At 68.0% G+C, this 21868-nt stretch carries 17 protein-coding genes; 13 read left to right on the plus strand and 4 right to left on the minus strand.

All coding sequences use genetic code 11. The annotated features are described in order from the left end of the window. Position 1 precedes the first annotated feature (1 nt). Entirely contained in the window at positions 2 to 2242 is a 2241-nt protein-coding gene (locus tag MKK84_RS02215) for a CHASE3 domain-containing protein (protein ID WP_243916400.1), read from the minus strand. Between the two features lie 183 nt (positions 2243 to 2425). Between MKK84_RS02215 and MKK84_RS02220 the strand changes: the two genes are divergently transcribed. Beyond that, complete coding sequence (locus MKK84_RS02220) at positions 2426 to 2572, plus strand: hypothetical protein (RefSeq protein WP_243916401.1); 147 nt, start codon at positions 2426 to 2428, stop codon at positions 2570 to 2572. Positions 2573 to 2884: 312 nt separating this feature from the next. Here MKK84_RS02220 and MKK84_RS02225 read toward each other — a convergent pair whose 3' ends face one another. Continuing rightward, the gene (locus MKK84_RS02225; protein WP_243916402.1) at positions 2885 to 3481 is read right to left on the minus strand and encodes a hypothetical protein; all 597 of its coding nucleotides are present in this window, start codon (positions 3479 to 3481) and stop codon (positions 2885 to 2887) included. A 133-nt stretch (positions 3482 to 3614) separates the two neighbouring features. Between MKK84_RS02225 and MKK84_RS02230 the strand changes: the two genes are divergently transcribed. Together MKK84_RS02230 and MKK84_RS02235 are read left to right on the plus strand one after the other, a co-directional pair. After that, positions 3615 to 4085 (plus strand): (2Fe-2S)-binding protein, encoded by a 471-nt coding sequence (locus MKK84_RS02230; protein WP_243916403.1) that lies wholly within the window; start codon positions 3615 to 3617, stop codon positions 4083 to 4085. A gap of 14 nt (positions 4086 to 4099) precedes the next feature. Further along, entirely contained in the window at positions 4100 to 6322 is a 2223-nt protein-coding gene (locus MKK84_RS02235; RefSeq protein ID WP_243916404.1) for a xanthine dehydrogenase family protein molybdopterin-binding subunit, read from the plus strand. A gap of 252 nt (positions 6323 to 6574) precedes the next feature. On the opposite strand, the gene MKK84_RS02240 is transcribed toward MKK84_RS02235, so the two are convergent. Then, positions 6575 to 7138 carry a cupin domain-containing protein gene (locus MKK84_RS02240; protein ID WP_243916405.1) on the minus strand — a complete coding sequence of 188 codons (564 nt, stop codon included), beginning with the start codon at positions 7136 to 7138 and terminating at the stop codon, positions 6575 to 6577. 195 nt (positions 7139 to 7333) lie between these two features. Here MKK84_RS02240 and MKK84_RS02245 point away from each other — a divergent pair, with 195 nt between their 5' ends. From MKK84_RS02245 to MKK84_RS02265, 5 genes are all read left to right on the plus strand, one after another. Further along, positions 7334 to 8107, plus strand: coding sequence for an ABC transporter substrate-binding protein (locus tag MKK84_RS02245; RefSeq protein ID WP_243916430.1), 774 nt, complete (start codon positions 7334 to 7336; stop codon positions 8105 to 8107). Positions 8108 to 8112: 5 nt separating this feature from the next. Beyond that, positions 8113 to 8766 (plus strand): amino acid ABC transporter permease, encoded by a 654-nt coding sequence (locus tag MKK84_RS02250; protein WP_243916406.1) that lies wholly within the window; start codon positions 8113 to 8115, stop codon positions 8764 to 8766. Continuing rightward, positions 8763 to 9494, plus strand: a complete 732-nt coding sequence (locus MKK84_RS02255) for an amino acid ABC transporter ATP-binding protein (protein WP_243916407.1) — start codon at positions 8763 to 8765, stop codon at positions 9492 to 9494. Before MKK84_RS02250 ends, MKK84_RS02255 begins: the two co-directional genes overlap by 4 nt. 8 nt (positions 9495 to 9502) lie before the next feature. Next, positions 9503 to 10792, plus strand: a complete 1290-nt coding sequence (locus MKK84_RS02260; protein WP_243916409.1) for an NAD(P)/FAD-dependent oxidoreductase — start codon at positions 9503 to 9505, stop codon at positions 10790 to 10792. Between the two features lie 187 nt (positions 10793 to 10979). Beyond that, positions 10980 to 11303 carry a hypothetical protein gene (locus tag MKK84_RS02265; RefSeq protein ID WP_243916410.1) on the plus strand — a complete coding sequence of 108 codons (324 nt, stop codon included), beginning with the start codon at positions 10980 to 10982 and terminating at the stop codon, positions 11301 to 11303. Positions 11304 to 11558: 255 nt separating this feature from the next. Here the strand turns inward: MKK84_RS02265 and MKK84_RS02270 are convergent, their stop codons facing one another. After that, positions 11559 to 12182 (minus strand): glutathione S-transferase family protein, encoded by a 624-nt coding sequence (locus MKK84_RS02270; protein WP_243916411.1) that lies wholly within the window; start codon positions 12180 to 12182, stop codon positions 11559 to 11561. Positions 12183 to 13656: 1474 nt separating this feature from the next. Here MKK84_RS02270 and MKK84_RS02275 point away from each other — a divergent pair. The 5 genes from MKK84_RS02275 (at position 13657) to MKK84_RS02295 (ending at position 21865) form a co-directional block, all read left to right on the plus strand. Then, a complete protein-coding gene (locus tag MKK84_RS02275; protein WP_243916412.1) occupies positions 13657 to 14607 on the plus strand; it encodes a serine protease in 951 nt (316 codons plus the stop codon). A 230-nt stretch (positions 14608 to 14837) separates the two neighbouring features. Beyond that, the gene (locus MKK84_RS02280) at positions 14838 to 15488 is read left to right on the plus strand and encodes a tetratricopeptide repeat protein (protein ID WP_243916413.1); all 651 of its coding nucleotides are present in this window, start codon (positions 14838 to 14840) and stop codon (positions 15486 to 15488) included. Positions 15489 to 15521: 33 nt separating this feature from the next. Continuing rightward, complete coding sequence (locus tag MKK84_RS02285) at positions 15522 to 17300, plus strand: serine protease (RefSeq protein WP_243916414.1); 1779 nt, start codon at positions 15522 to 15524, stop codon at positions 17298 to 17300. 12 nt (positions 17301 to 17312) lie between these two features. Continuing rightward, positions 17313 to 18689 carry a hypothetical protein gene (locus tag MKK84_RS02290; RefSeq protein WP_243916415.1) on the plus strand — a complete coding sequence of 459 codons (1377 nt, stop codon included), beginning with the start codon at positions 17313 to 17315 and terminating at the stop codon, positions 18687 to 18689. 65 nt (positions 18690 to 18754) lie between these two features. After that, positions 18755 to 21865, plus strand: a complete 3111-nt coding sequence (locus MKK84_RS02295; RefSeq protein ID WP_243916416.1) for a virulence factor SrfB — start codon at positions 18755 to 18757, stop codon at positions 21863 to 21865. Positions 21866 to 21868: the final 3 nt, after the last annotated feature.

Here is a 21868-nt window from a genome sequence, read left to right on the forward strand (position 1 = left end):
CTTACGGTCCGGCATCCCGGGTGGGGCGGAGGACCACGACGTTTTCGGCCGTCGCCGTCGCCGCTCCCGTCGCGGCAGTACCGAGAACCTCGGCGACCTTGCGAGCGAGTTGCTCCCGCTTGAACGGTTTTCCGACGAGATGCACCCCGTCGTCGAGCCGGCCGTGATGCACGATGGAGTTCTCCGTGTAGCCGGACATGAACACCACCCGCACGTCCGGCCGGATGGCCTGAACCCGCTCGGCGAGCTCGCGGCCCCGGACCTTGCCGGGCAGGACCACGTCGGTCAGCAGCAGGTCGACGGCCGCCGCGTTCGCGCCGAACACCCGCAGCCCCTCTTCGCCGTCGGTCGCCTCCAGCACCCGGTAGCCGAGGTCGGACAGGATCGCGCAGGCAATCTCGCGTACCCCCGCCTCGTCCTCGACGACCAGCACCGTGGCCGAGCCACGCGGCAGCTCCACCGGGGACGCCGTACGCTGCCCGGCTGCGGCCAAGGCCCCAACTGCCCGGGGCAGATAGATCTTCACGGTCGTACCCTCGCCGGGCTCGGAATAGATCTTCACGTGCCCGCCCGACTGCTTGACGAAGCCGAACACCATGGCGAGGCCGAGCCCGGTGCCCTTGCCGTCGGGCTTGGTCGTGAAGAACGGCTCGAACACGCGCGCCACCACCTCCGGCGTCATGCCGTGGCCGGTGTCGGAGACCGCCACCATGGCGTAGTCGCCGGGTGCGACCTTGGCGTTGTCTCGGGCATAGGCCTCGTCGAGGACCTTGTTGCCGAGCTCGATGGTGAGCCTGCCGCCGCCCGGCATCGCATCCCGGGCGTTCAGCGCGAGGTTGAGGACCGCGCTCTCCAGCTGGGCCGGGTCTGCCATCGCTGGCCATAGCCCGGCGGTCTCGACGTAGCGGACCTCGATGTGCTCGCCGAGGGTTCGCCGCAGAAGCGGGATCAGGTCCGGCATCGTGGCGGCGAGGTCGACGGGCGCAGGCGCGAGCGGTTGCTTGCGCGCGAAGGCGAGGAGTTGGCCCGTCAGCGTCGCGCCGCGCTGGGCCGCCCAGGCCGCGCGCTCGATCCGCTGCTGCAGCCTCGCGTCGCCGTCGAGCTTCGCCCGGACGAACTCCAGATTTCCGAGGATGACCTGCAGCAGGTTGTTGAAATCGTGTGCGATGCCCCCGGTCAGTTGCCCGACCGCCTGCATCTTCTGGGCTTCGCGCAGCACGGCCTCGGCCTGGGCGCGCTTGGTCATATCGGAAATCGTCAGGACGAAGCCGCCGTCCGGCATCGGGGTCCGGCGGATCTCCAGGTGATGGCCGTCGGCGCGCTCGCGCTCGTAGGTCACCGCCTCGCGCGGATTCCAGCTGCCGTGGCGGACCTGATCCTCGGTCTCCAGGGTGAGGCGGCCGGGCTCGCCGGTGTGATCGGCGAAGGTGCCGTAGGCGGTACCCAGCCGAAGCATGGCCTTCGGCAGGTCCAGCAGCACTTGGAAGCACTCATTCCAGTTCGCGAGCCTGCGGTCGGGCCCGAACACCGCAACGCCCTGGCTGAGGCTGTCGAGGGTGGTGCGTAGGCGAAGCGCCAGTGATCGCTGCTCGGCCCCGGTCGCGTTGGAGCGCGACCACGCCTGGTTCAGGAGGCGTGCCGCCCAGAGCATGGTGAGGACGGCCAGCGCCGACCCGGCGATAACCATCCAACGCACCCAGGCCGCCCGGGCGTCATTCTGGGCGAGGCGTTCGTCGAGCAGCCGCTGCTCGTCGCCGAGCATGCCATCGAGTACCGCCTCGGCGTCCCGCATGTGATTGCGGCCGGCATCGCCGTTGATGATGCGCAAGGCATTCTCAAGCCCGCCGTCGCGGCGTGCTTGCAAGGTCTGAGCGAGCTCCTCAAGCTTCTGCTGGATGGCCGGCGCGATGGCGCGGATGCGCTCCTGCTGCGCGGGGTTGTCGGCGGTGAGCTTCTGCAATTCGCCCTGGAGCAGGCCGAGCCGGTCGCGGGCCGCGTCGTAGGGCGCCAGGTACTCGTCCCGGCCGGTGAGGACGTAGCCGCGCTGGCCGCGCTCCGCGTCGCGCAGGGCGATGGCGAGGTCTTTGGTGCTGCTGAGAACGCGGTAGCTGTGCTGCGACCACTCCCGGGCCGCCCGCGAGGCGTTGAGGCGCTCCCACGTCACCGCGCCGACAAGGGCAACGATGGCCATGAGGACGCCGAGCACGAGGAGGTTGGCGCGCCTGACGAGATACTGGGTCATGGTGTCCGTGACTGCACCGGCCGCTCGCGGCCGCCCTTCGGACGCAAGCGCCATGCGACCTTGGCCGGAAGCGAAAAACCCAGGCATTGCCTGCCCGCGGGTTCATGGCCACCGCTTATGTCGCGATTGCGGGAATTTGCGGGCGGGCCGACGGAGGGGGCGCACCTCAAAGTGGTCGCTGCCATGGAGGCCACCAACACCCTGATGGCGGGCCGCGGCCGCGGCGCTGTCGGCGAGCGCGGCCTTTTCGGCCGAGTGGGTCTCGATCATCCCGAGCGCGTGCGCGCGGTTCGGCTTGTCGAACGCAGCCAGGTCCGCGTCTGGGCCTGACCGATGAGGTGCCAAGGGCTGGAACGGGCGCCAAGCGGCTGTCCGCATCTGGCCGAAAGCCGCTGGGCCGCTTCGGAATAGGTTCGCCGAAAAAAGCGGGCAGTCTCTTTCGGTGATGCGCGACAACAACGCTCGTGAAGGAAAGGACGGTATCGCCCCCTCCCCGCTGCCAACCCCAGTGAGCTCTGCTCGCAGGGTTTGATGAAGCGCACCGTGCGCATCCCGGCCGGCTTGTGACAGGCGATCGTAGCCGGGAGCTTCCATCTGTCGGTCGACGGCCGCTACGCGCTGACCGAGGCCGCGTACTTCGGACTATGGGGTTTGGCTGGGCAGCAGGATCATCGCGGTGTCCGGGTCGGAGACGTCACCCTCCTGCTGCTGATCGAGGGTAAGCTTGGCCGCGAGGTCCGGCACCTGTCTGTTCGCCAATTGCTGCACGGCTGTGACTTGCTTATCCCGTGCCTGCTCCGCCGTGAGCTCGCCTCGCACCACCGCCCGGGCCAGGTTCAAGCTCAGGACGTTCTCGGCCTCGCTGGCGCCGTAGGCGGTGAGCGTGCCCCGCGTCCGGTCCGGGATGACGCTGCCGTTGAAGGTCGCGACGGCGCTGAAGAGGTTGAGCGGAACCTTGTAGGGCAGGCTCTGCTCCAGCACGTCGCTGTGCTTGGCCGGGAAGTCGTGCTCGGCTCCGACCTTGTGTACCACCGTCCGGATCCACGGCCCGTTGCGGTGCCAGATCAGCAGCGTCGCCGTCTGCTCCTGCGGTGCGCCGTACTTGTCCGCCACGGTCTCAGCAGCCTTCCGGGACGGCTCCGGCCAGTCCTGCGGGAGGCGCTCGGCGGCCCGCACTTGGCCGGCGGACAGCGCGAGGACGAGAGCGAGGAGGCATCGACTGCAGTTCTGCGAAGGCATGCGCTTCCCTGACGGCGCCGGGGGCCAGCACGGCCCGTGCAGCGAATGGGGATCGCTGTCACGCCGCCGCGTTGCTCCGGATCTACGCCGGGTATAGGCCGAGCACCCCAGAATGGTTCCAGGGAGACGCGCGATGGCGCAGCCGATGTCGCTGGACGTGAACGGACGCGCGGCGCCCGTGAGCGTGGACGACCTTGATACGCCGCTCCTCTACGTGCTGCGCGACGACCTGGGCCTACACGGGCCCCGCTTCGGCTGCGGGCTGGGCCAGTGCGGCGCCTGCACGGTGCATGTCGATGGGCAGGCGGTGCGCTCCTGCATCACCCCGGTCTCGAGCCTGAAGGCGGGGGCCAAGATCGTGACGCTCGAAGGGCTCGGCAGCCTGGACAAGGCGCACCCGGTGCAGGCGGCCTTCATCGCCGAGCAGGCGGCGCAATGCGGCTACTGCATCAACGGCATGATCATGCAGTCGGCCGCCCTGCTCAACGAGACGCCGAAGCCGGACGAGACCGCGATCCGGCAGGCGCTCGCCCAGAATCTCTGCCGATGCGGCACCCATCAGCGGATCGTGCGCGCCGTCCAGCGCGCGGCCGGCACGCTCTGACGGAGGTTGTTGCCATGACCGCACCCGCCCTCTCCCGCCGTAGCCTGCTCCTCCAGGGCGGCGCCCTCGTGGTCGGCTTCTCGCTGTCCGGCCGCAGCGCCAGCGCCCAGACCGTCGCGCCGGTCGCCACCAACGGCTTCGCGAAGTCCGTCGCCCCGGACCACGTCGACAGTTTCCTGGCGCTCGGCGCCGACGGTCGCGTCACGATCTTCTCCGGAAAGGTCGATCTCGGCACCGGTGTCGAGACCGCCCTGACCCAGATCGCGGCCGAGGAACTAGACCTGCCGCTCGACCGCGTGATCATCGTCCAGGGCGATACGGCGTTGACGCCGGATCAGGGACCGACCTACGGCAGCCTCTCGATCCAGAAGGGCGGCGTCGAGATCCGGCAGGCGGCGGCGACGGCGCGCGCGCGCCTCGTGCAGATGGCCAGCGAGCGCCTCGGCGTACCTGCCGACGCGCTGGTGAGCGAGAACGGCACCGTCCGCCCGAAAGCTGGTGGCCAGGGCCTCTCCTACGCCGACCTCGTGAAGGATGGGCGCCTCGACCTCAAGGTCGATCCGGCAGTCAAGACGAAGGACCCGGCGCGCTTCGCCCTCGTCGGCAAATCAGTGGCGCGGGTCGACATCCCCGGGAAGATGACCGGGCACTTCACCTACATGCAGGATTACCGCGTGCCCGGCATGGTGCATGCCCGGGTGGTCCGTCCCCCGACCATCGGGGCGGATCTGCAGAGCGTGGACGAGGCCTCGGTCGCGGACATCCCGGGACTGATCAAGGTCGTGCGCCAGGGCAACTTCCTGGCCGTCGTCACCGAGAAGGAGTGGGCGGCCGTGAAGGCCGCCAAGCAGCTGAAGGCGACGTGGTCGAAATGGGAGGGCCTGCCCGAGCAGGACAAACTCTGGCAGCACGTGCGCGCCACGAAGGTCACCAAGGACGACGTCACGAGCAGCACGGGCGATGCCGAGGTGGCGCTCGGCCGCGCGGCCCGGAGGCTCGAAGCCACCTACGACTTCGCCATCCACACCCACGGCTCGATCGGGCCGTCCTGCGCCATCGCGGAGCTGAAGGACGGGTTCCTGACCTGCTGGACGGCCTCGCAGATGACGCACGCCCTGCGCAAGCAGCTCGCGGCCATGACCGGCCTCGCGCCGGAGGCGGTGCGGTGCGTCTACGTAGAGGGCTCAGGCTGCTACGGCCGCAACGGCCACGAGGATGCGGCGGGCGATGCGGCCCTCCTCGCCCGCGCAACAGGCCGGCCGGTGCGGGTCCAGTGGTCGCGCGCCGACGAGCATGGCTGGGATCCGAAAGGACCGCCGACCCTGATCGACCTGAAGGCCGGCCTTGATCCGCAGGGCAACGTCATCGCCTGGTCCTCCCAGTTCTATATTCCGGAGGGGGCAGCAGGCAACGTGCCGCTGGTGGCAGCGTCACTGGCCGACCTGCCGCACGAGACCACGATGGCGCCCGGCAACATCATCGGCAACTCGGCCCTGCCCTACGCCTTCCCGAACGTGCACACGGTCTGTCATCGTCTGGCCTCGACGCCGTTCCGGCCCTCCTGGATCCGCACACCCGGACGGATGCAGAACACCTACGCCAACGAGGCTTTCCTCGACGAATGCGCGGCGGCGGCCGGCGCCGACCCGCTGGAATACCGCCTGCGCGCGCTCAAGGATCCGCGCGGCATCGAAGTGCTGAAGCGGGTTGCCGATCTCGCCAAGTGGCAGGCGCGCCCCTCGCCGGTGAAGGACGTCGCGGGCGACGTGCTGCGCGGGCGTGGCCTCTCCTACGTGAAGTACGAGCTCAACCGCACCTACGTGGCCGGCGTGGCCGAGGTCGAGGTCAATCGCAGCACCGGGCAGGTGCGGGTGCCGCGCTTCTTCGTGGTTCAGGACTGCGGTCAGATCATCAACCCCGATGGCGTGCGCAACCAGCTCGACGGCAACGTCATCCAGACCATCAGCCGGGTGCTGCTGGAGGAGGTCACCTTTGATCGCGGCGCCGTGACGAGTCTCGACTGGTCGAGCTACCCGATCCTCACCTTCCCGGACGTGCCCGAGGTGGTGATCGACCTGATAGACCGGCCGACCGAGAAGCCGTGGGGCGCCGGCGAGCCGTCCGCCGCCATCGTGCCGGCGGCGGTCTCGAACGCGATCTTCGACGCGACCGGCGTGCGCGTGCGGTCCGTGCCGTTCACCCCGGCCAAGGTTAAGGCCGCCCTGCAGGGGGCCTGAACCGCCAACGATCAGGGTCGTCGCGCTGGTCGCGCGGCGCGGGCCCTGATCGTTGGTTTGCCGGTCGCGCCGCAGATATTGGGCGGTGCGCCGGCCGCCGGGATCGATACGGCTTGGTCGACGCGGCCGGCATGGGCGTGCCCCCGCCGAGGTCCGATCCGGCATCCACTGACCACGCCACGGCGGCGCTCGAGCATCTGCTGCTCCGCGTTCGTTCCGCAGCCGTTGTGTGCCGGTGACGGACCGGCCCTATCACGGCCGGGATTTGGAAGATCCGAGGACATTGACCCATAGCACAATGGTCGGCCCGTCCGGGTTGGGATTGCTGAAGCGATGCGGCCGTCTGCTCTCGAACCGGAAGCTGTCTCCTTCCATCAGGTGAAGCGTTCGCGCCTCGACGACGAGAGTGAGGCGGCCCTCTAGGACGAGGCCGGCCTCCTCGCCTTGATGGCTGAACAACTCGTTGCCCGTGCTGGCGCTGGGTTTCAGGACCATATGGAACAGGCTCAGGCCCTGCGTTCCGCCGGGCGGCGTCAGCAACTGCTTGGTAATGCCGGCCCGCCAGAGCTGCAGTTCAGGCCGGTCCTTCCGGAACACCACGATCGGATCCGGATCGGGCTCGTCCAGGGTGGCTTCGAAGAGCCCCCCGATCCCGATCTGCAGGGTGTCCGCGAGAAGCGCCAGCACACGGAGGGACGGTGAGGACAAGCCCCGCTCGACCTGACTGATAAAGCCGATCGATAACCCGGTGCTGGACGCCACCGCTTCCAGCGAGAGTCCGCGTGCTCGTCGAAGGTTGCGCAGGCGTTGCCCCACGGCCCTGTCCACGGGTTCTGGGCCCGTCGACCCATCACGGGAAATGCTCACCACCACACCAGCCTGCCTCTCGTCGTCCCCTTCATGCACGTGAAAACGTCTTGCGTCGATGACGAAAACATGCGGTATTCTTCACTAATGTGAAATCGGGCGCGGCCTTCGCCGTACATCCGGGCCACATGCGGGAGCGGCATGATGAGAAGACGGTTGGCAAGACTGTGTCTGGCGTCGACGCTGCTCTTCGGGCTGCTGGGTCAGGGGGGTGGTGCCCAGCCACTCAAGGTCGGCGCGACGCCCACCGGCCTGCCCTTCACGTTCCTCGACACCAAGACCAACACCATCCAGGGCGTCATGGTCGACCTCGTCAACGCAGTCGGTAAAGAGGCGGGCTTCACGGTGGCGGTGGAGCCGCTGCAGTTCTCGACGCTGATCCCGGCGCTCACCGCCTCGAAGATCGACATCATCTCGGCGGCGATGTTTATCACACCTCAGCGCAAGGAGGTCGTAGCCTTCTCGGCGCCGGTCTACAGCTATGGCGAGGGCTTGATCGTCCCGAAGAGCGACACCAAGGACTACATCTCCTTCACCGACTTGAAGGGCGAGACCGTCGGGGCCCAGGTCGGCACCGCCTTCGTCGAGCCGCTGAAGAAGTCGGGCCTCTTCGGCGAGGTGAAGATCTACGACACGATCCCCGACATCATCCGTGACGTCAATTCAGGCCGGTTGAAGGCCGGCTTCGCCGACGCGCCGATCCTGGCCTACTACGTCAAGCAGGGCGTGTTCCCGGGCGTGCGCCTGGTCGAGACCTTCAAGCCGACCGTCGTCGCCTCGGTGGGTCTCAGCGTGCGCAAGACCGACTCCGCGCTCCTCGCCAAGATCGACGCGGCGCTCGCCAAGCTCAAGGCCGATGGGACGCTCCAGGCGATCCTCACGAAGTGGGGCCTGCCGCCCTCCGCCGACCGGTCCTGAGCCTCATGCGCGAGTTCCTGGTCGACGCGCAGGAGTATCTGCCGATCCTGCTCCAGGGCGTGCAGCTCACAGTTCTGATCACCCTCGCCTCGCTGGTCGTGTCGACGCTCCTGGGCCTCGTCTGGGCGATGCTGCGGGTCTCCGGGATTGCAATCCTCGCAGGCTTCAGCGCGGTCATGATCAACATTCTGCGCGGTATCCCGATCATCGTGCAACTGTTCTACCTCTACTTCGTGATGCCCGATTTCGGCCTGTCGCTGACAGCCGTTCAGGCGGCGATCATCGGGCTCGGCATCGCCTACTCGGCCTACCAGGCCGAGAATTTCCGCGCCGGCATCGAGGCGGTGGATCGCGGGCAGGTCGAGGCGGCGCTGTCGATCGGCATGGGCTGGGGGATGACCATGCGGCGGGTGATCCTGCCGCAGGCGATCCGGATCGCGCTGCCGCCCTACGGCAACATCATGATCATGATGCTCAAGGACTCGTCCCAGGCCTCGACCATCACGGTCGCGGAACTCGCCCTCCAGGGCAAGCTCATTGCGTCGTCGACCTTCAAGAATACCAGCGTCTACACGATGGTGGCGCTGATGTACCTCGCACTCAGCCTGCCACTGATCCTGCTGGTTCGGCATTTCGAGGCGAAGGGTCGGCGCCGATGATCGTCCTGCAGGATGTTCGGAAGCATTACGGCGCCCTGGAGGTGATCAAGGGCGTCTCGGCCGAAGTCGCAAAGGGCGAAGTGGTGTGCATCATCGGACCGTCGGGCTCCGGCAAGTCGACCCTGCTCCGATGCATCAACGGGCTCGAGGCCTATGACGGCGGCGAGATCCACGTCGGCGATCAGAGGGTCGACCGGGATGCGCGGAGTATCAAGGCGATCCGTACTCAGGTTTCCATGGTGTTCCAGCGCTTCAACCTGTTCGCCAACCGCACCGCCCTGGAGAACGTCGTCGAGGGGCCGATCTACGTGAAGGGCGAGTCCCGTCCGGAGGCCGAGGAGCGGGCCGCCGCGCTGCTCGCCCGGGTCGGCCTTTCGGGCAAGGAGTACGCCCGGCCGGACCAGCTCTCCGGCGGTCAGCAGCAGCGGGTCGCCATAGCGCGGGCGCTCGCCATGCGGCCGGAGGCGATCCTGTTCGACGAGCCGACCTCGGCTCTCGACCCTGAACTCGTCGGCGACGTGCTGCGGGTGATGCGGGGGCTCGCCGACGAGGGGATGACGATGATCGTCGTGACCCACGAGATCGGCTTCGCCCGGGAGGTGGCCGACAGGGTGCTCTTCCTCGATGGCGGCCGCCTCGTCGAGCAGGGGCCTGCGGCCGAGGTCCTCAACCGCCCGCAGAACCCCCGCACCCAGGACTTCCTGCAGCGCGTGCTGCATCCCCTGTAGGAGAGGCTGTGGCTGAACCCTTTCCGCTCGCCCCATCGCTCTGGGCCACCACGGCGGCCCCGGCGCCAGAAACGCCGCCGCTCGCCGAATCCGGGCAGGCCGACGTGGTCATTGTCGGCGGCGGCTTCTGTGGCCTGTCCACGGCGCTGCATCTCGCCGAGAGGGGCATCCGCCCAGTCGTGCTGGAGGCGCGCGAGGTCGGCTTCGGTGGCTCCGGGCGCAACGGCGGGCAGGTCATCCCGGGGCTTAAATATGATCCTGCCGACCTCGTCGCCCGCTTCGGGCACGAGCGCGGCGAACGGCTCGCCCGGTTCGCTGGTGGCACCGCCGATACGGTCTTCGATCTCATCGCCCGGCACGAGATGGACGTGCCGCACCGGCGCGAGGGCTGGATCCAGGGCGCCCACACTGAGGCCGGTCTAGAGGAGGTCGCGCGGCGGGCACACCAATGGGCCGACCTCGGCGCCCCGGCGCGCGTTCTCGACAAGGCCGAGACCGACCGGCTGCTCGGCACGGAACGCTATCTCGGCGGCTGGTTCGACGGCCGAGGCGGCGCGGTCCAGCCGCTGAGCTATGCCCGCGGCCTCGCCCGAGCCGCCCTCAAGGCCGGGGCCGCAATTTACGGCGGATCACCTGTGACCGCCCTCGATCGCACGGGATCGGGCTGGATCGTCACCACCGCGCAGGGCGCCCGCCTCACCACCGAGCGCGTCGTCCTCTGTACCAACGGCTACACCGGCGGGCTCTGGCCCGGCCTCGCCCAAACGGTGATCGCGGCAAACTCCTTCCAGGTCGCCACGGTGCCGCTCTCCGACAACCTTCGCCGCTCGATCCTGCGCGAGGGGCAGGTCTCCTCGGACACGCGCAAGCTGCTGCTCTACTTCCGCCTCGACCACACCGGTCGGCTGCTGATGGGCGGCCGCGGCCCATTCCGGGAGCCGCACGGCCCGCAGGACTGGGCGCATCTGGAACGGATCGTCACCAAGCTCTTTCCGCAGCTCGACGGCGTTGCCTTCGACCACCGCTGGTGCGGCCGCGTGGCGATCACCCGGGATTACCTGCCGCATCTTCACGATGCGGCGCCCGGCCTGCTCATCGACATCGGCTGCCAGGGCCGGGGCGTGGGCCTTCAATCGGCGATGGGTCGGGTGATCGCTGAGTACCTCGCGACTGGCGATGCCGACAGCCTCCCCCTATCACCGACGCCCATCGCGCCGCTGCCATTCCATGCGCTGCACCGCCTGTACGTTTCCGCGATCATCGCTTGGTATCGTTTGAGCGATGGCGGGATTCGCTGAGGGATCGCTCTGTCTCGAGATCGCTTCTGGCATGGATGCCAGGGGCGCCGTTGCCGGACCGCCGCCGAACTCATTTTGACGGTGAGAATGGACGCACAGCAGACGACTGAAGTTGGCCGAGGCTGTGTGAAAACGCGCTCCCCGCGCGGCTCGTGGTGAGCGCGACGACAAACCTCACGAGCGGACTATGATGACGGCGCCCCGCCTTTTGTCCCAAACCGAGTTCTCAGCCTGCTTCACCGCTCCGATGCGGAACGTGACCGCAACCGCTGAAGCAGTCGTCGATGTCTGGTCGTACGCCGAATCGATCGCCCTGCCGCTGGGACGTATCACGGAGCTTCTCGACGTCACCGACGTCTATCGCGATGCAGACGAGCGGTTCGATCAAGTGCTGATCGGTACGAACGTCCACAACCTCATACTTGTCATCATCGTGGATATCTCGCGCTGCATCGTGCACGGGCATTATTGTCTTGATTTGGCAAACGCGTACGGCATGGCTCGAACCTGAAGGCTGAGCATTGGCTGAGTTCAGCATATTGCACAGCCAGCAGGCCTGCCGCTCCGGACCGACGCCAGCCGTTCCGGAAGCCAACTATGCTTCCCCGAAGCTGTCACTTATGGGCCATCCGGCTGCTTCGGCTGAGGGTGCGAAGCAAACGTCACCTCAGAATCGGGATGCAGACGTTGCAAGCGCGCCAGAACGGTCCAGTGCAGATGCTTCTAAATTGGAACTCGAGCGCCGCGCAGGACGGAGTTCCGCCTCCTACGGAAGGCCATTCGCACCGTGTGCCCGGTAGCCGGGGCGCGCAATGAGGCGCTCGTGATAGGCCGTGATGGCAGGATAACCCGGACGGTCCATCGGCGTCATTCGCCAGCGGTTCACCGATAGGCCGAGGACGACGTCGGCGAGCGTGAAAGTCGCTCCAGTCGCATAAGCCCCTGTAAAGGTGAGGCGTCGATCCAGGATGCCCATCGTCCTGTTCCAAGCATTAACGCTGGCTGTGATCACGTCGGGGTCGGAGTACGCCGGGTCACGGCGGACAAGGCCGAGAAAGGCAACACGCCAGGACGCATTCAACTCCGTCGCCTGCCAGTCCATCCATTGCTCAACGAGAGCGCGTTTACGCGGATCGGCAGGGAGGAGATCGGTCCGGGCAGCCACTGTAGCAACGTAGCGGCAGATCGTATTCGACTCCCACAACACGCCTGTCTCATCCGCGATCACAGGGACGAGGCCGTTCGGGTTCAAAGCTAGAAATTCAAGCGTGTCGGTTGGTTCGAAGCCGCTGCCGTAATCCTGCCGATCATAGTCCAACTGGATCTCGGCGCAGGTCCAGAGGACCTTCCGTACGTTGATCGAACTGGCCTTGCCGAGAATGCGGATCATGGAAGGGTTTGAGCCACTTCTGAAATAATGGCGACACGCCCATGAAGGGCATGGTCGGAGCTTTCATCCGTGGGGTTAAACCAGACCTTTCGCGGGTGCTCAAAGCGTATCTGGCGGAATTCCGATGGGGGTCGTAAGCGGCCGCAGCAGCTTTGTCCGCGTCGATGCATGCGTTGTCCCAAAGCGGACGGACCGAAATCCACCCCAACTCGGCCGGTCAGAGGCGGCGGTCGATGCGGCTGGGATTGGCCGTAAGCAGAATAAATGCTTTGAAGTGAACCGTCCGCCAAACCAGCCGGATTTATCTACAGTCGATTGTCGCGCTCGTCAGACTTTGGCCGCATTAAGATGAATACATATGATATATGCTCTCTTACGATCATGCTTGAGAATTGTATATTAACGTTGACAGCCATGTTTTCAAAGGTTATTACGAGAAATTTTTCAAATATAGGTCAATATTGTGGATTTCTTGAAATTATTAAATCAAATAAATAGATTATCATTGAAGGCTATGTCTCTTAACGATCAGAAATCGAGGACAGAAACGTGTCGCAATCTTATAAAAACTCATATTCCAGGAGTTGTAGTAAAAAATATATTGTACAGCGAAAACATCTGAGATACTCGAAGACAATAAACTATTAAACATTCATCTCGGTGGGTTGGTCTGTCTACGCAACTTTCCGTTGCCCTTTTTGAAAATGAGGCAACCTAAAACCGGCAAAACGAGGTCGATCCCCCTTCACAGCGCCGTGAATATGGCTAAGGTTAGATCAGGACGCGGCCACTTATGGGCCTGGTCTGTAGAGGGTGAGTTGATGCCAGGGCGTTTCTTGAAGTCAGCGGGCGCAGCTGGCGCGATCATCGCACTAGGACTGGCTTCGACGCCTTCTCAGGCGCAAAGCGCGGGCGCCTTATTTGGCGGCTTAGCTGGAGGTGTCCTCGGCGGCGTCATCGCCGGCTCGATTGCCGCGCAGGCGGCGCGCGAGCGCCCCGTCGTCGTTTATGCTGCGCCGCGCCGTACCGTCCGTGTCATTCATGAAGTGCGTCGCGTGCCGGCTCCTCGGCGGAAGGTTGTTCGTGCGAACCGTCAGCCCATGCAGCCCGCTGCCGGCCCGACGGGGACGCAGGTCGTGAACGCATCCGCCGATCCCTTCGCCTCGCCGCGGGGCAATGCCACGACCTCGGTCAATCAAACGCGTTGAGAACAGCTTCCAAGACGCACGCCGGATCGACGCGCATGTCTCGCATAAAGGTTGCCATCGCTGTTCTGGCAGTCGCCAGCGGCGTGGCTCACCCCGCCGCGGCCTCGCCCGCGCCACCGAAGCTCACGGTCGACAAAAGCTTCGGCAAGGTCGCGGGCTGGTCCATCGGCTACAGCGAGAGCCTCGGCGGCTGCCTTGCTGCGGCGAGTTACGGCGATGGGACGACGCTGTGGTTCGGCTTCAACGGCGCCCGCGGCGCGTCGTACTTGGCCCTCACCAACGCCAAGTGGCGCTCGCTGGAGGTCGGCGGACAATACGAGCTGCAGATGATTGCGGGCCGCCAGAAGTGGCAGGGGACATTCACAGGGGTCGAGCGCGGGGACGCGCGCGGGCTATACCAGTCGGGGCTGAAGGAACGCTTCGTCGCTGACCTTTCAGCGTCCGGCAGCATCAACGTAATTTTCCAGGGGCGGCAGATCGCCGTCCTCTCCCTAGTCGGATCCACAGAGGCTTTTGACGCCGTCATCGGCTGCCAGAAGGACGTGACGACGGCGGCCGCAAAGGCAGAGCCCGCGCCTGATGACCCGCGCAAGCGCGAAGCCGGCATGACCAGCACCGGAACCGGTTTCTACGTGTCGGAACGCGGGCATCTGTTGACCAACAATCATGTCGTCGAGTCGTGCACGGATATTTCTGTCCAGCAGCCAGGCCATACCGCCCTGCGGGCCCGTCTCGTGGCCCGGGACGCCGCAAATGACCTAGCGGTGCTGACCACCGATTTTCCCCAGAAAGCGGTACCGCCGCTCTCGATCCGGGCGCGGCTCGGCGAGAACGTCTATGTCTACGGCTATCCCCAGAGCAATGTCCTGGCTTCGACCGGAAATTTCACCATCGGCAGTGTGACGGCAACGGCGGGTTCGGGCGACGACACCCGCAAGATCCAGATCTCGGCGCCGGTCCAGCAGGGCAATAGCGGCGGCCCCGCCCTTGATCAGTTCGGCAACGTGATCGGGGTGGTGCAATCCAAGCAGGTCGCGTTCGCCTCCGGCGACGTGCCGCAGAACGTCAACTTCGCCATCAAGTCGACGATCGTCCTCAACTTCCTTGAGGCGAACGGCGTCGAGGCGCCGATCAACGTGCGCACGACGGACCCGATGGACGGCGCAGCCATCGCCGAGAAGGCTCGCGACTTCACGGTTCAGATCACCTGTCGTTGAGGCTGGATCGGTCGGAACAGGGCTCCAATCCGGCAGCCGACCACTTTGGCGGCATCGCGCCGCGATCGGGATCCCCGGTCCGCATGTGGCTGCCCTGCCACGGCCTGCAACAATCACCTTGTGTTTTCGCACACAATCTCAACGGGCACTGTTAATCACTTCAGATTGTAGGCGCGTTAACCTGCGGACGTGTAAGTGGAACGTGGCAATCGTTTTCGAGAGACACTCTGGTGCTGACCGTGAGAAGTTCTAGCGAAAACAGGCTGAGCTCCGCGGTAGGTATTGGGCTCCTTGTGCTGGCCGGTTTTATCGTCTGTGACGCGTCCTCTGCGCACGACGATGATCCGGGCGGTGGGGCTGTTCAGTCTTGCGACCGTCTCGCGAGCGCTCCGTGGGATCCGGATGCCCCCGATGCGCAGCGGACCGTCAATTTCCGGGATCTACGCGCCGGCGCGGCCGTAACGGCATGCCGGGCTGCGGTGGCCGAGGCCCCGCGGCTGCGGCGGCTGTATTTCCAGCTCGGCCGCGCCTACGACCGACAGGGCGCGAACCACGATGCCTTCGAGGCCTATCGGCGCGCGTCCGAACTGGGCAGCGGCGCGGCCAAGGTCAATATCGGCATTCTCTACCAGCAGGGGCGCAGGTTCGAGAAGAGCGACGCCAAGGCGCGCGCTTGGTTCCGCGACGCGGCCGAGACGGGCATTCCGGAAGGGATGTACTGCTACGCGGTCGCCCTCGACAACGGGATTGGCGGTTCTCCCGACGCCGCGGCGGCCAGGGCCTGGTACGTGAAGGCCGCCGAGCGCGGCACCGCGAAGGCGCGCGACGCGCTCGTGCGCCTCGAACTCGACGGCACCGGCACGGGGGTGCGCTGTGATTAGTCGGCGGCCGCGGGTGGCGCGCGCGGTGTGGCCATGACCAGCGCCACGCGCTTCGTCGCCAGCCGGACGCTGGCCGGATTGGATACCGTCCGCGCCGATGACCGGCCGGTCATCGAGGCGTATGACCGGCTGCGGCGTGTCCTGCACGAGCACGGCGGTGACGCCGTTGCCGGACTCTTCGCCGAGCCGGTCATCTCGCGCAGCAACGGGACGGCCCTGGCGCGCGTCGACTGGTACACGAATCTCGACGGCCGGATCCGGCCGCTGGCCGACCTCGAACCGGACAGCGCGGCCCAGCTCAGGCACCGTCTCGGCGCCGCACTGGCGGCGCTGGAGCCGGTGCTGCGGGACCGCGAGGCGGGCGCGTTCGCGGCGGCGTGCCTCAATCTCGTGGGACCTTCCGCCGTGCTGGCGGTTGGTGACGCCCCGCTCCTCGTCGACTGGGGACTGCTCCCTCAGGGATTGGCCGCGAACGAGCGCGGACGCGTGCGCCATTACGCATCGACGCTCGGCGCGATCGCCCCAAGTCACTTCCCCTATCCGCCTGTCGGCCGTGAGGACTGGGCCGCCCGCTTCGAGCCGGCCGCTGCGGCCAGCCCGGAGGCGTCGCCCGGACCGCGGCTCGGTGCCCCCGAACGGCGGATTGGGCGCGGCACCATTGCGCCGGTCGCCGCCGCCGGGATCGCGGCGGCCCTGGTCGCGCTCTCCTACGTGCCGGGCGTGCTGGTCTTCCCGCCCCTGCCCCAGGCCGTCTCGGCCGAGTCCAGGGCTCTCCAGACGGCTTGGCTCGACGGTCTTCGCCGCCGGCGCGACGTCCTCGCCGCAGCGGAGAGCTTCGCCTGCCCCCGTCTCCGGACGGAACTTCCCGGACTCGTTCCGCAGAGCCCGGCGGGCGTGCGCCTGCCAGCGGATCCCGCCGCGCCGCCCGCGGCGCGCGCCGCCGTCGCGCCATCCGGACCGGCGGCGGATTCCGATCGACCCAGCGCGCCGGCCACGGACGGGCTCGTCGACCGCTTGGAGCGCAGCACGGTCCTGGTCCTGGCCGGCGACGCCACCGGTTCGGGATTTTTCGTCACGGACGATCTCGTCGTCACCAATCGCCACGTCGTGGAGGGGGCCTCGACGCTGATGATCGCCGGGCGGCACGCCGGCGTCGTTCCGGCGACCCTGGTGCAGGTCGGCGCACCTGGCGCTCTGACCGATTTCGCCCTGCTGCGGGTCCCGCCACGCTCGGGAGGGCGGCCCCTCGCGCTCGCGAAGCCGGGCCGCCCGCTGACGCCGGTGGTCGCGGCCGGGTTCCCCGGCCTCTATCTCGGTACCGACCCGACCTTCGCGCGCCTCCGGGACGGCGACGCCGCGGCGAGCCGTGACTTGGTCCCGGTGGTCCAGACCGGCGTGGTCAACCACCTGCAGCGCTACGACGAGGCCGCCGTGACGCTGGTGCTGCACGGGGCCGAGATCGCGCCGGGCAACAGCGGCGGCCCGCTCGTCGACTATTGCAGCCGCGTCGTCGGCGTGAACGCCTTCGGCCGCACGGACGATCGCATGCCGGTCACCGCGCGCTACGCTCTCGGCGCGGACGGTCTCGCGGCGTTCCTGGCAGGCGCCGGCGTGGCCGCGGCTGTCGACGACCGGCCCTGCGATCTCCAGGCGACGCCCCGCCCCGCGGCGACCGCGGCAGCGGAGCCGGCCGAGGCTGCCGCGACGCCGCCCGCCCAGGCACCGGCCGCACCGTCCGGCCAAACGGCCCCGCGGCCGGACGCGCGGACCGCCCCACGGCCGGGGCGTGACGCCCGGCCGCCGGCACGCTGAGGGGTCGTCATCATGTCCGCGACCACGAAGCTCACCGAGACGCCGCGCCTCGGCCTCGACCCGGTCAATCCGAAGCTCGCGCAGCAATACGAGCAGCTCGTCGACCTGCTGGCGCGTCGTCTCAGCCCGGCGCACGGGCACCTGTTCGCCGAACCGGCCCCCGTCGCGGTCGCCGGAACCGGTCGTGCCGGCTTCGCGTGGTTCGCCGCAGTCGACGGCGATGCGCAGCCCGTGACCGCGCTCGATCCCGCCGCCGCCACGACCCTGCGCGAGACCGCGGCCCGTCTGGTCGCTGAGATCACCGTCTTCGCGGACGGAGTGGAGCGCGAGGGCGAGGCCTCGCGTGACCTCGCCCGTCTGCTGCGCGACGCGCTCGTTGTTCCGGACGCCGACCACCTGTGGTCGGTCGACGGCCAGCCAGTCTTAGTGGCCTGGGGCTACCGGCGCGCGGGCTCGGACAGCCCGGCCGTCGCGCGCGGCGCCGCGATCACGGCGAGCGCCGCGGCGGTGGAAGCGCCGGCCGATCCCTGGTCGCCGCCGCCAGCGTCGCCTCCCGACATGGCCGGAGCGGCCGCGCCGCGGCCCGGCGTTCAGATCGTATCCGTGCGGCGGCCATGGCTTGCGCCGATCCTCTGGCTCGGCTTCGTCCTCCTTTGCGGCGTCCTGGCGGACCGGCTCCTGCGCGCCTGCGCCGTCGGCAGCGGCGACTGGCCCGCCTTGATACGCGCGGCACTGCCCGATCATTGCCCCGCGCCGTCGGTGGCCCTCGATCCCGACGGCAGCGCGATCCTCGCGACAATTCAGACCACGGACGACGCCGTGCGGGCCGCCGAACTGGCCCTCACGCGCCGGGCGCTGACCTGTGACGCGAGCTGTCCGGTGCCGCCGCGGCGGGCCGCGCTTGAGGCCCCGCAGGTGATCCCGCCCGACCTCGCGCGGCGTCTTACCGGCATCGAGCGCGGGCAGGGTCTCGAACTGACGCTCGCGTGGGAGGGCGCGTCCGATCTCGACCTCCAGGTCGTCTGTCCGGACCGCACGCGGATCAGCTTCGAGCATCGGGCCTCCTGCGGCGCCCGCCTCGTGGCCGACCAGAACGAGAAGGGCGGGAGCAGCGCCAGCCGACCGGTGGAGCACGTGATCTGGGACGACGCCCCCGCCCCCGAGGGTCGCTACGGTATCGAGGTCGGGCTCTTCGCGCGTCACGGTGAGGCGAGGCCGGAGATCCCATTCCAGGTCATCCTGTCGCGCCACGGGGAGATCGTCGAGCAGCGTGCCGGCCGGATCTCGACGGAGCGGGTCGCGCAGGCCGTGCTGTCCTTCGACCTGCCGATCGCGGCAACGCCTCCGAGCAGCCCCCAGGCCCCGACCGGGAACGCGGCTGTGCCCTGACCGACCCGACGCCCAGAGCCGTTCCCGACCCGCCGCCACGCGCCTCAAGAGATCCATCTTCCGCGATGTTCGTCGATCCCGTCTCCTTCGGCCCCACGATCCGGCTGGTCCCGCACAGCGGCGTTCAGTTCGTGGAATACGCCTTCCACATCGACACGGTCGGGCGCCTGTCCCGCCGCTTCGTCGAGCGCGCGGTCACGGGCACGCCCCAGGGGGACGGGCGGCGAACCTACCGCCTGCTCCCGACTTGGAACGAGGACGACCCGGGCGCCGACGCGGTCGAGACCGCCCGCGGTGACGACCGGGAATACGCGGTCGGCGAGCGCGGCGCCCTTGAGGTCTTCCTGGAGAAATGGACCCCGGTGCCGATGCTGCGGGTCAAGGCCGGCGTCGAGGGTGGCGAGGAACTCGACCTCGGACCGACCAACTGGGCGCGCGTGCGGATCGTCGAGGTTGCCGACCGGGCGCTGGACAGCCCGATCAGCCACCGTGTGATCTTCGCCTTCGACACCGAGCTGCTCGAGCGGCGCCCGAACCGGCCCTACACGGCGCCCTGCCTGGAGGACGCCGCCAACGAGCACGAGTTCCGCTTCGCTCATCGCTTCCGCGACATCGGCTGGTTCCTGGGCGCGGCCGGGGAGGACGAGGAGACCCGCCGGCTGGCCGGTTTCCAGGAATGGGTCCCCGCCTGGCTGCTGGAGCAGTTCCGCGAGTTCAAGGCGGTGCAGCGGCCCGATCGCCCCCTGCGCGATACGGACTTCCCGAACGCGCTCGAGCACTATGCCCGCTATCTGGTCTTCCTCGAGTACCTGCAGATGGCGGTCCGGCCCCGGACTCTGCGGCTGACCGATACGGTGACGGCAGAGCCGGCGATCCGGCCGGTCACGGTCGACCTGATCCTCGATATCGGCAACAGCCGCACCTGCGGGATCCTGATCGAGTCCCACCCGAACGAGGACCGGGTCGACCTTAACAACTCGTTTGTGCTGCAACTGCGCGACCTGTCCGAGCCCGAGCAGGTCTACACCGAGCCCTTCGAGAGCCATGTTGAGCTGTCGCACGCCCGGTTCGGCCGCGATCATCTCTCGCGCCTGTCGGCGCGCCCGCGGGCGTTCTTCTGGCCGAGCCCCGTCCGGGTCGGGCCCGAGGCCAGCCGGTTCCGCGAGCTCGCCCAGGGAACCGAGGCGGTGGGCGGCCTGTCGAGCCCGAAGCGCTACCTGTGCGACGTGCGCCCGGTGAACCAGGAATGGCGCTTCCCCGACCGCGACTACGGCGCCGACGGGACGAGCCCGCTGATCGACCGCACGATCCGGCAATTCGTCAACAGCCGCGGCGACGTCATCGCGCAGCTCGATGCCGACCGGAAGCGCTACGGGATCCGGGTCCAGCCCGACGATCGCGTCGGCGCCTCGCGCCTGACCTTCTCGCGCTCGTCCTACTTCACCTTCATGGTCGCCGAGGTGGTCTGCCACGCTCTGTCGACCATCAACAATGCCGGGGTGCGCGAGCGCCGGCGCACGAAGGACGCCCCGCGCAAGCTGCGCCGTATCATCCTGACCCTGCCGCCCGCCATGCCGGTCCAGGAGCAGCGGCTGCTCCGGTCCCGCGCCGAGGGCGCGGTGAAGCTCATCTGGCAGCTCATGGGCTGGGCCGACAATCCGCCCCCCGGCCTGACCCAGCCCGAGGTCCACGTCGCGTGGGACGAGGCGAGCTGCGTCCAGTTCGTCTACCTGTACGGTGAGATCACCCAGAAGCTCGGCGGCGCCGTGGACGGCTTCCTGCGGCTCGTCGGCCGGCCTCGGCCGTTCGCGGAGCCCGACACCACACCCGGCCCGGAGATACGCCCGGAGCCGTCGGTGCGGATCGCCAGCATCGATGTCGGCGGTGGCACCACCGACCTGATGATCACCACCTACTACGCGGAGGGCAACCGGGCGATCAAACCGGTGCAGAACTTCCGCGAGGGGTTCCGAATCGCCGGCGACGACATCCTCAAGCGGGTGATCGAGCGCCTCGTCCTGCCCACGATCGAGGCGGCGCTGCGGTCGGCCGGGCATCCCGACCCGCACGCTCTGCTACTGGAGCGCTTCGGCGGCGACCGCGCCAACATGGCCGAGCAGGAGAAGTATCTGCGGCGGCAATTCGTGTCGCGGGTGCTGGAGCCGATCGGGCTGCGCATCCTCGGCGACGTCGAGGCGGGCGCCGAGATCACCGCGCGCCCCTTCGCCGAGTTCTTCCCCGAACGCGGCGGCCGGATCCTGCGCCGCGCCCTGCCGCAGCAGCGCCTGCTCGACTTCCTCGAGATCCCGGCCCGCGCCGCCGGTGCGGCGGACTTCACCCTGACCGACTGCGTCTTCGAGAGCCGGGCCGACGTGGTCGGCGCCTGCGTGGTCGCGACGCTCGACCTCGTCCTCGACAACCTGTGCGAGGCCGTGCACGCCCTCGACGTCGACGTGGTTCTGCTTTCGGGCCGTCCGTCGCGGCTCCAGGCCTTCGTCGACTGCCTCGTCGACAAGCTGGCGGTCTCGCCTGACCGGATCGTGCCGCTCCACCAGTATCAGGCCGGCACGTGGTACCCGTTCCGGGAGCGGGACAACCGCCGCATCGGCGATCCCAAGACCACCACCGCGGTCGGCGGCATGCTCTGCGCGCTCGCGGAGGGCCAGCTCACCAACTTCACCCTGTTCACCCGCCGCCTCGCGCTGCGCTCCACGGCGCGCTACATCGGCGAGCTGGAGCTGAGCGGCCAGCTCCGCGACGCGGGCTTGGTCTTCCGCGAGGTCGATCTCGATGCGCCGGCCTCGGCCCGGCGCACGGGACCGGCGATGAGCGCGAAACTCCGGTACTACGCGCCGATGCGTTTGGGGTACCGGCAATTGCCGGTGGAGCGCTGGATCGCGACGCCGCTGTACCGCTTGCGGATGCGCGCTGGCCAGGAAGCGACGCAGATGCGGCTGCCCCTTGAGATCACCCTGGAGCGCAGCGGCGACGGCCGGCCCGACGACGAGGGGCCGGATGCTCTGCTGCGCTCGGAATCGATGAAGGAAGAGTTCGAGATCACCGACGCCTACGACGCGGACGGTCTCGACGTCGGACGCAAGATCGAGCTCGTGCTCGATACCCTGGCCTCGGAGCAGGGATATTGGCTCGACACCGGCATCCTCGCCCTGGATTGAGAT

The sequence above is a fragment of the Methylobacterium sp. E-065 genome (genome assembly GCF_022829605.1).
In the GTDB taxonomy this organism is placed as follows: Bacteria; Pseudomonadota; Alphaproteobacteria; order Rhizobiales; family Beijerinckiaceae; genus Methylobacterium.

Bases quoted from the DNA above. Each gene is read 5' to 3' on its own strand.
- MKK84_RS02295 (WP_243916416.1), top strand. From the start codon at position 18,755: ATGTTCGTCGATCCCGTCTCCTTCGGCCCCACGATCCGGCTGGTCCCG.
- MKK84_RS02290 (WP_243916415.1), top strand. From the start codon at position 17,313: ATGTCCGCGACCACGAAGCTCACCGAGACGCCGCGCCTCGGCCTCGAC.
- MKK84_RS02215 (WP_243916400.1), bottom strand. From the start codon at position 2,242: ATGACCCAGTATCTCGTCAGGCGCGCCAACCTCCTCGTGCTCGGCGTC.
- MKK84_RS02285 (WP_243916414.1), top strand. From the start codon at position 15,522: ATGACCAGCGCCACGCGCTTCGTCGCCAGCCGGACGCTGGCCGGATTG.
- MKK84_RS02225 (WP_243916402.1), bottom strand. From the start codon at position 3,481: ATGCCTTCGCAGAACTGCAGTCGATGCCTCCTCGCTCTCGTCCTCGCG.
- MKK84_RS02250 (WP_243916406.1), top strand. From the start codon at position 8,113: ATGCGCGAGTTCCTGGTCGACGCGCAGGAGTATCTGCCGATCCTGCTC.
- MKK84_RS02220 (WP_243916401.1), top strand. From the start codon at position 2,426: ATGGAGGCCACCAACACCCTGATGGCGGGCCGCGGCCGCGGCGCTGTC.
- MKK84_RS02255 (WP_243916407.1), top strand. From the start codon at position 8,763: ATGATCGTCCTGCAGGATGTTCGGAAGCATTACGGCGCCCTGGAGGTG.
- MKK84_RS02245 (WP_243916430.1), top strand. From the start codon at position 7,334: ATGAGAAGACGGTTGGCAAGACTGTGTCTGGCGTCGACGCTGCTCTTC.
- MKK84_RS02235 (WP_243916404.1), top strand. From the start codon at position 4,100: ATGACCGCACCCGCCCTCTCCCGCCGTAGCCTGCTCCTCCAGGGCGGC.
- MKK84_RS02230 (WP_243916403.1), top strand. From the start codon at position 3,615: ATGGCGCAGCCGATGTCGCTGGACGTGAACGGACGCGCGGCGCCCGTG.
- MKK84_RS02270 (WP_243916411.1), bottom strand. From the start codon at position 12,182: ATGATCCGCATTCTCGGCAAGGCCAGTTCGATCAACGTACGGAAGGTC.
- MKK84_RS02265 (WP_243916410.1), top strand. From the start codon at position 10,980: ATGATGACGGCGCCCCGCCTTTTGTCCCAAACCGAGTTCTCAGCCTGC.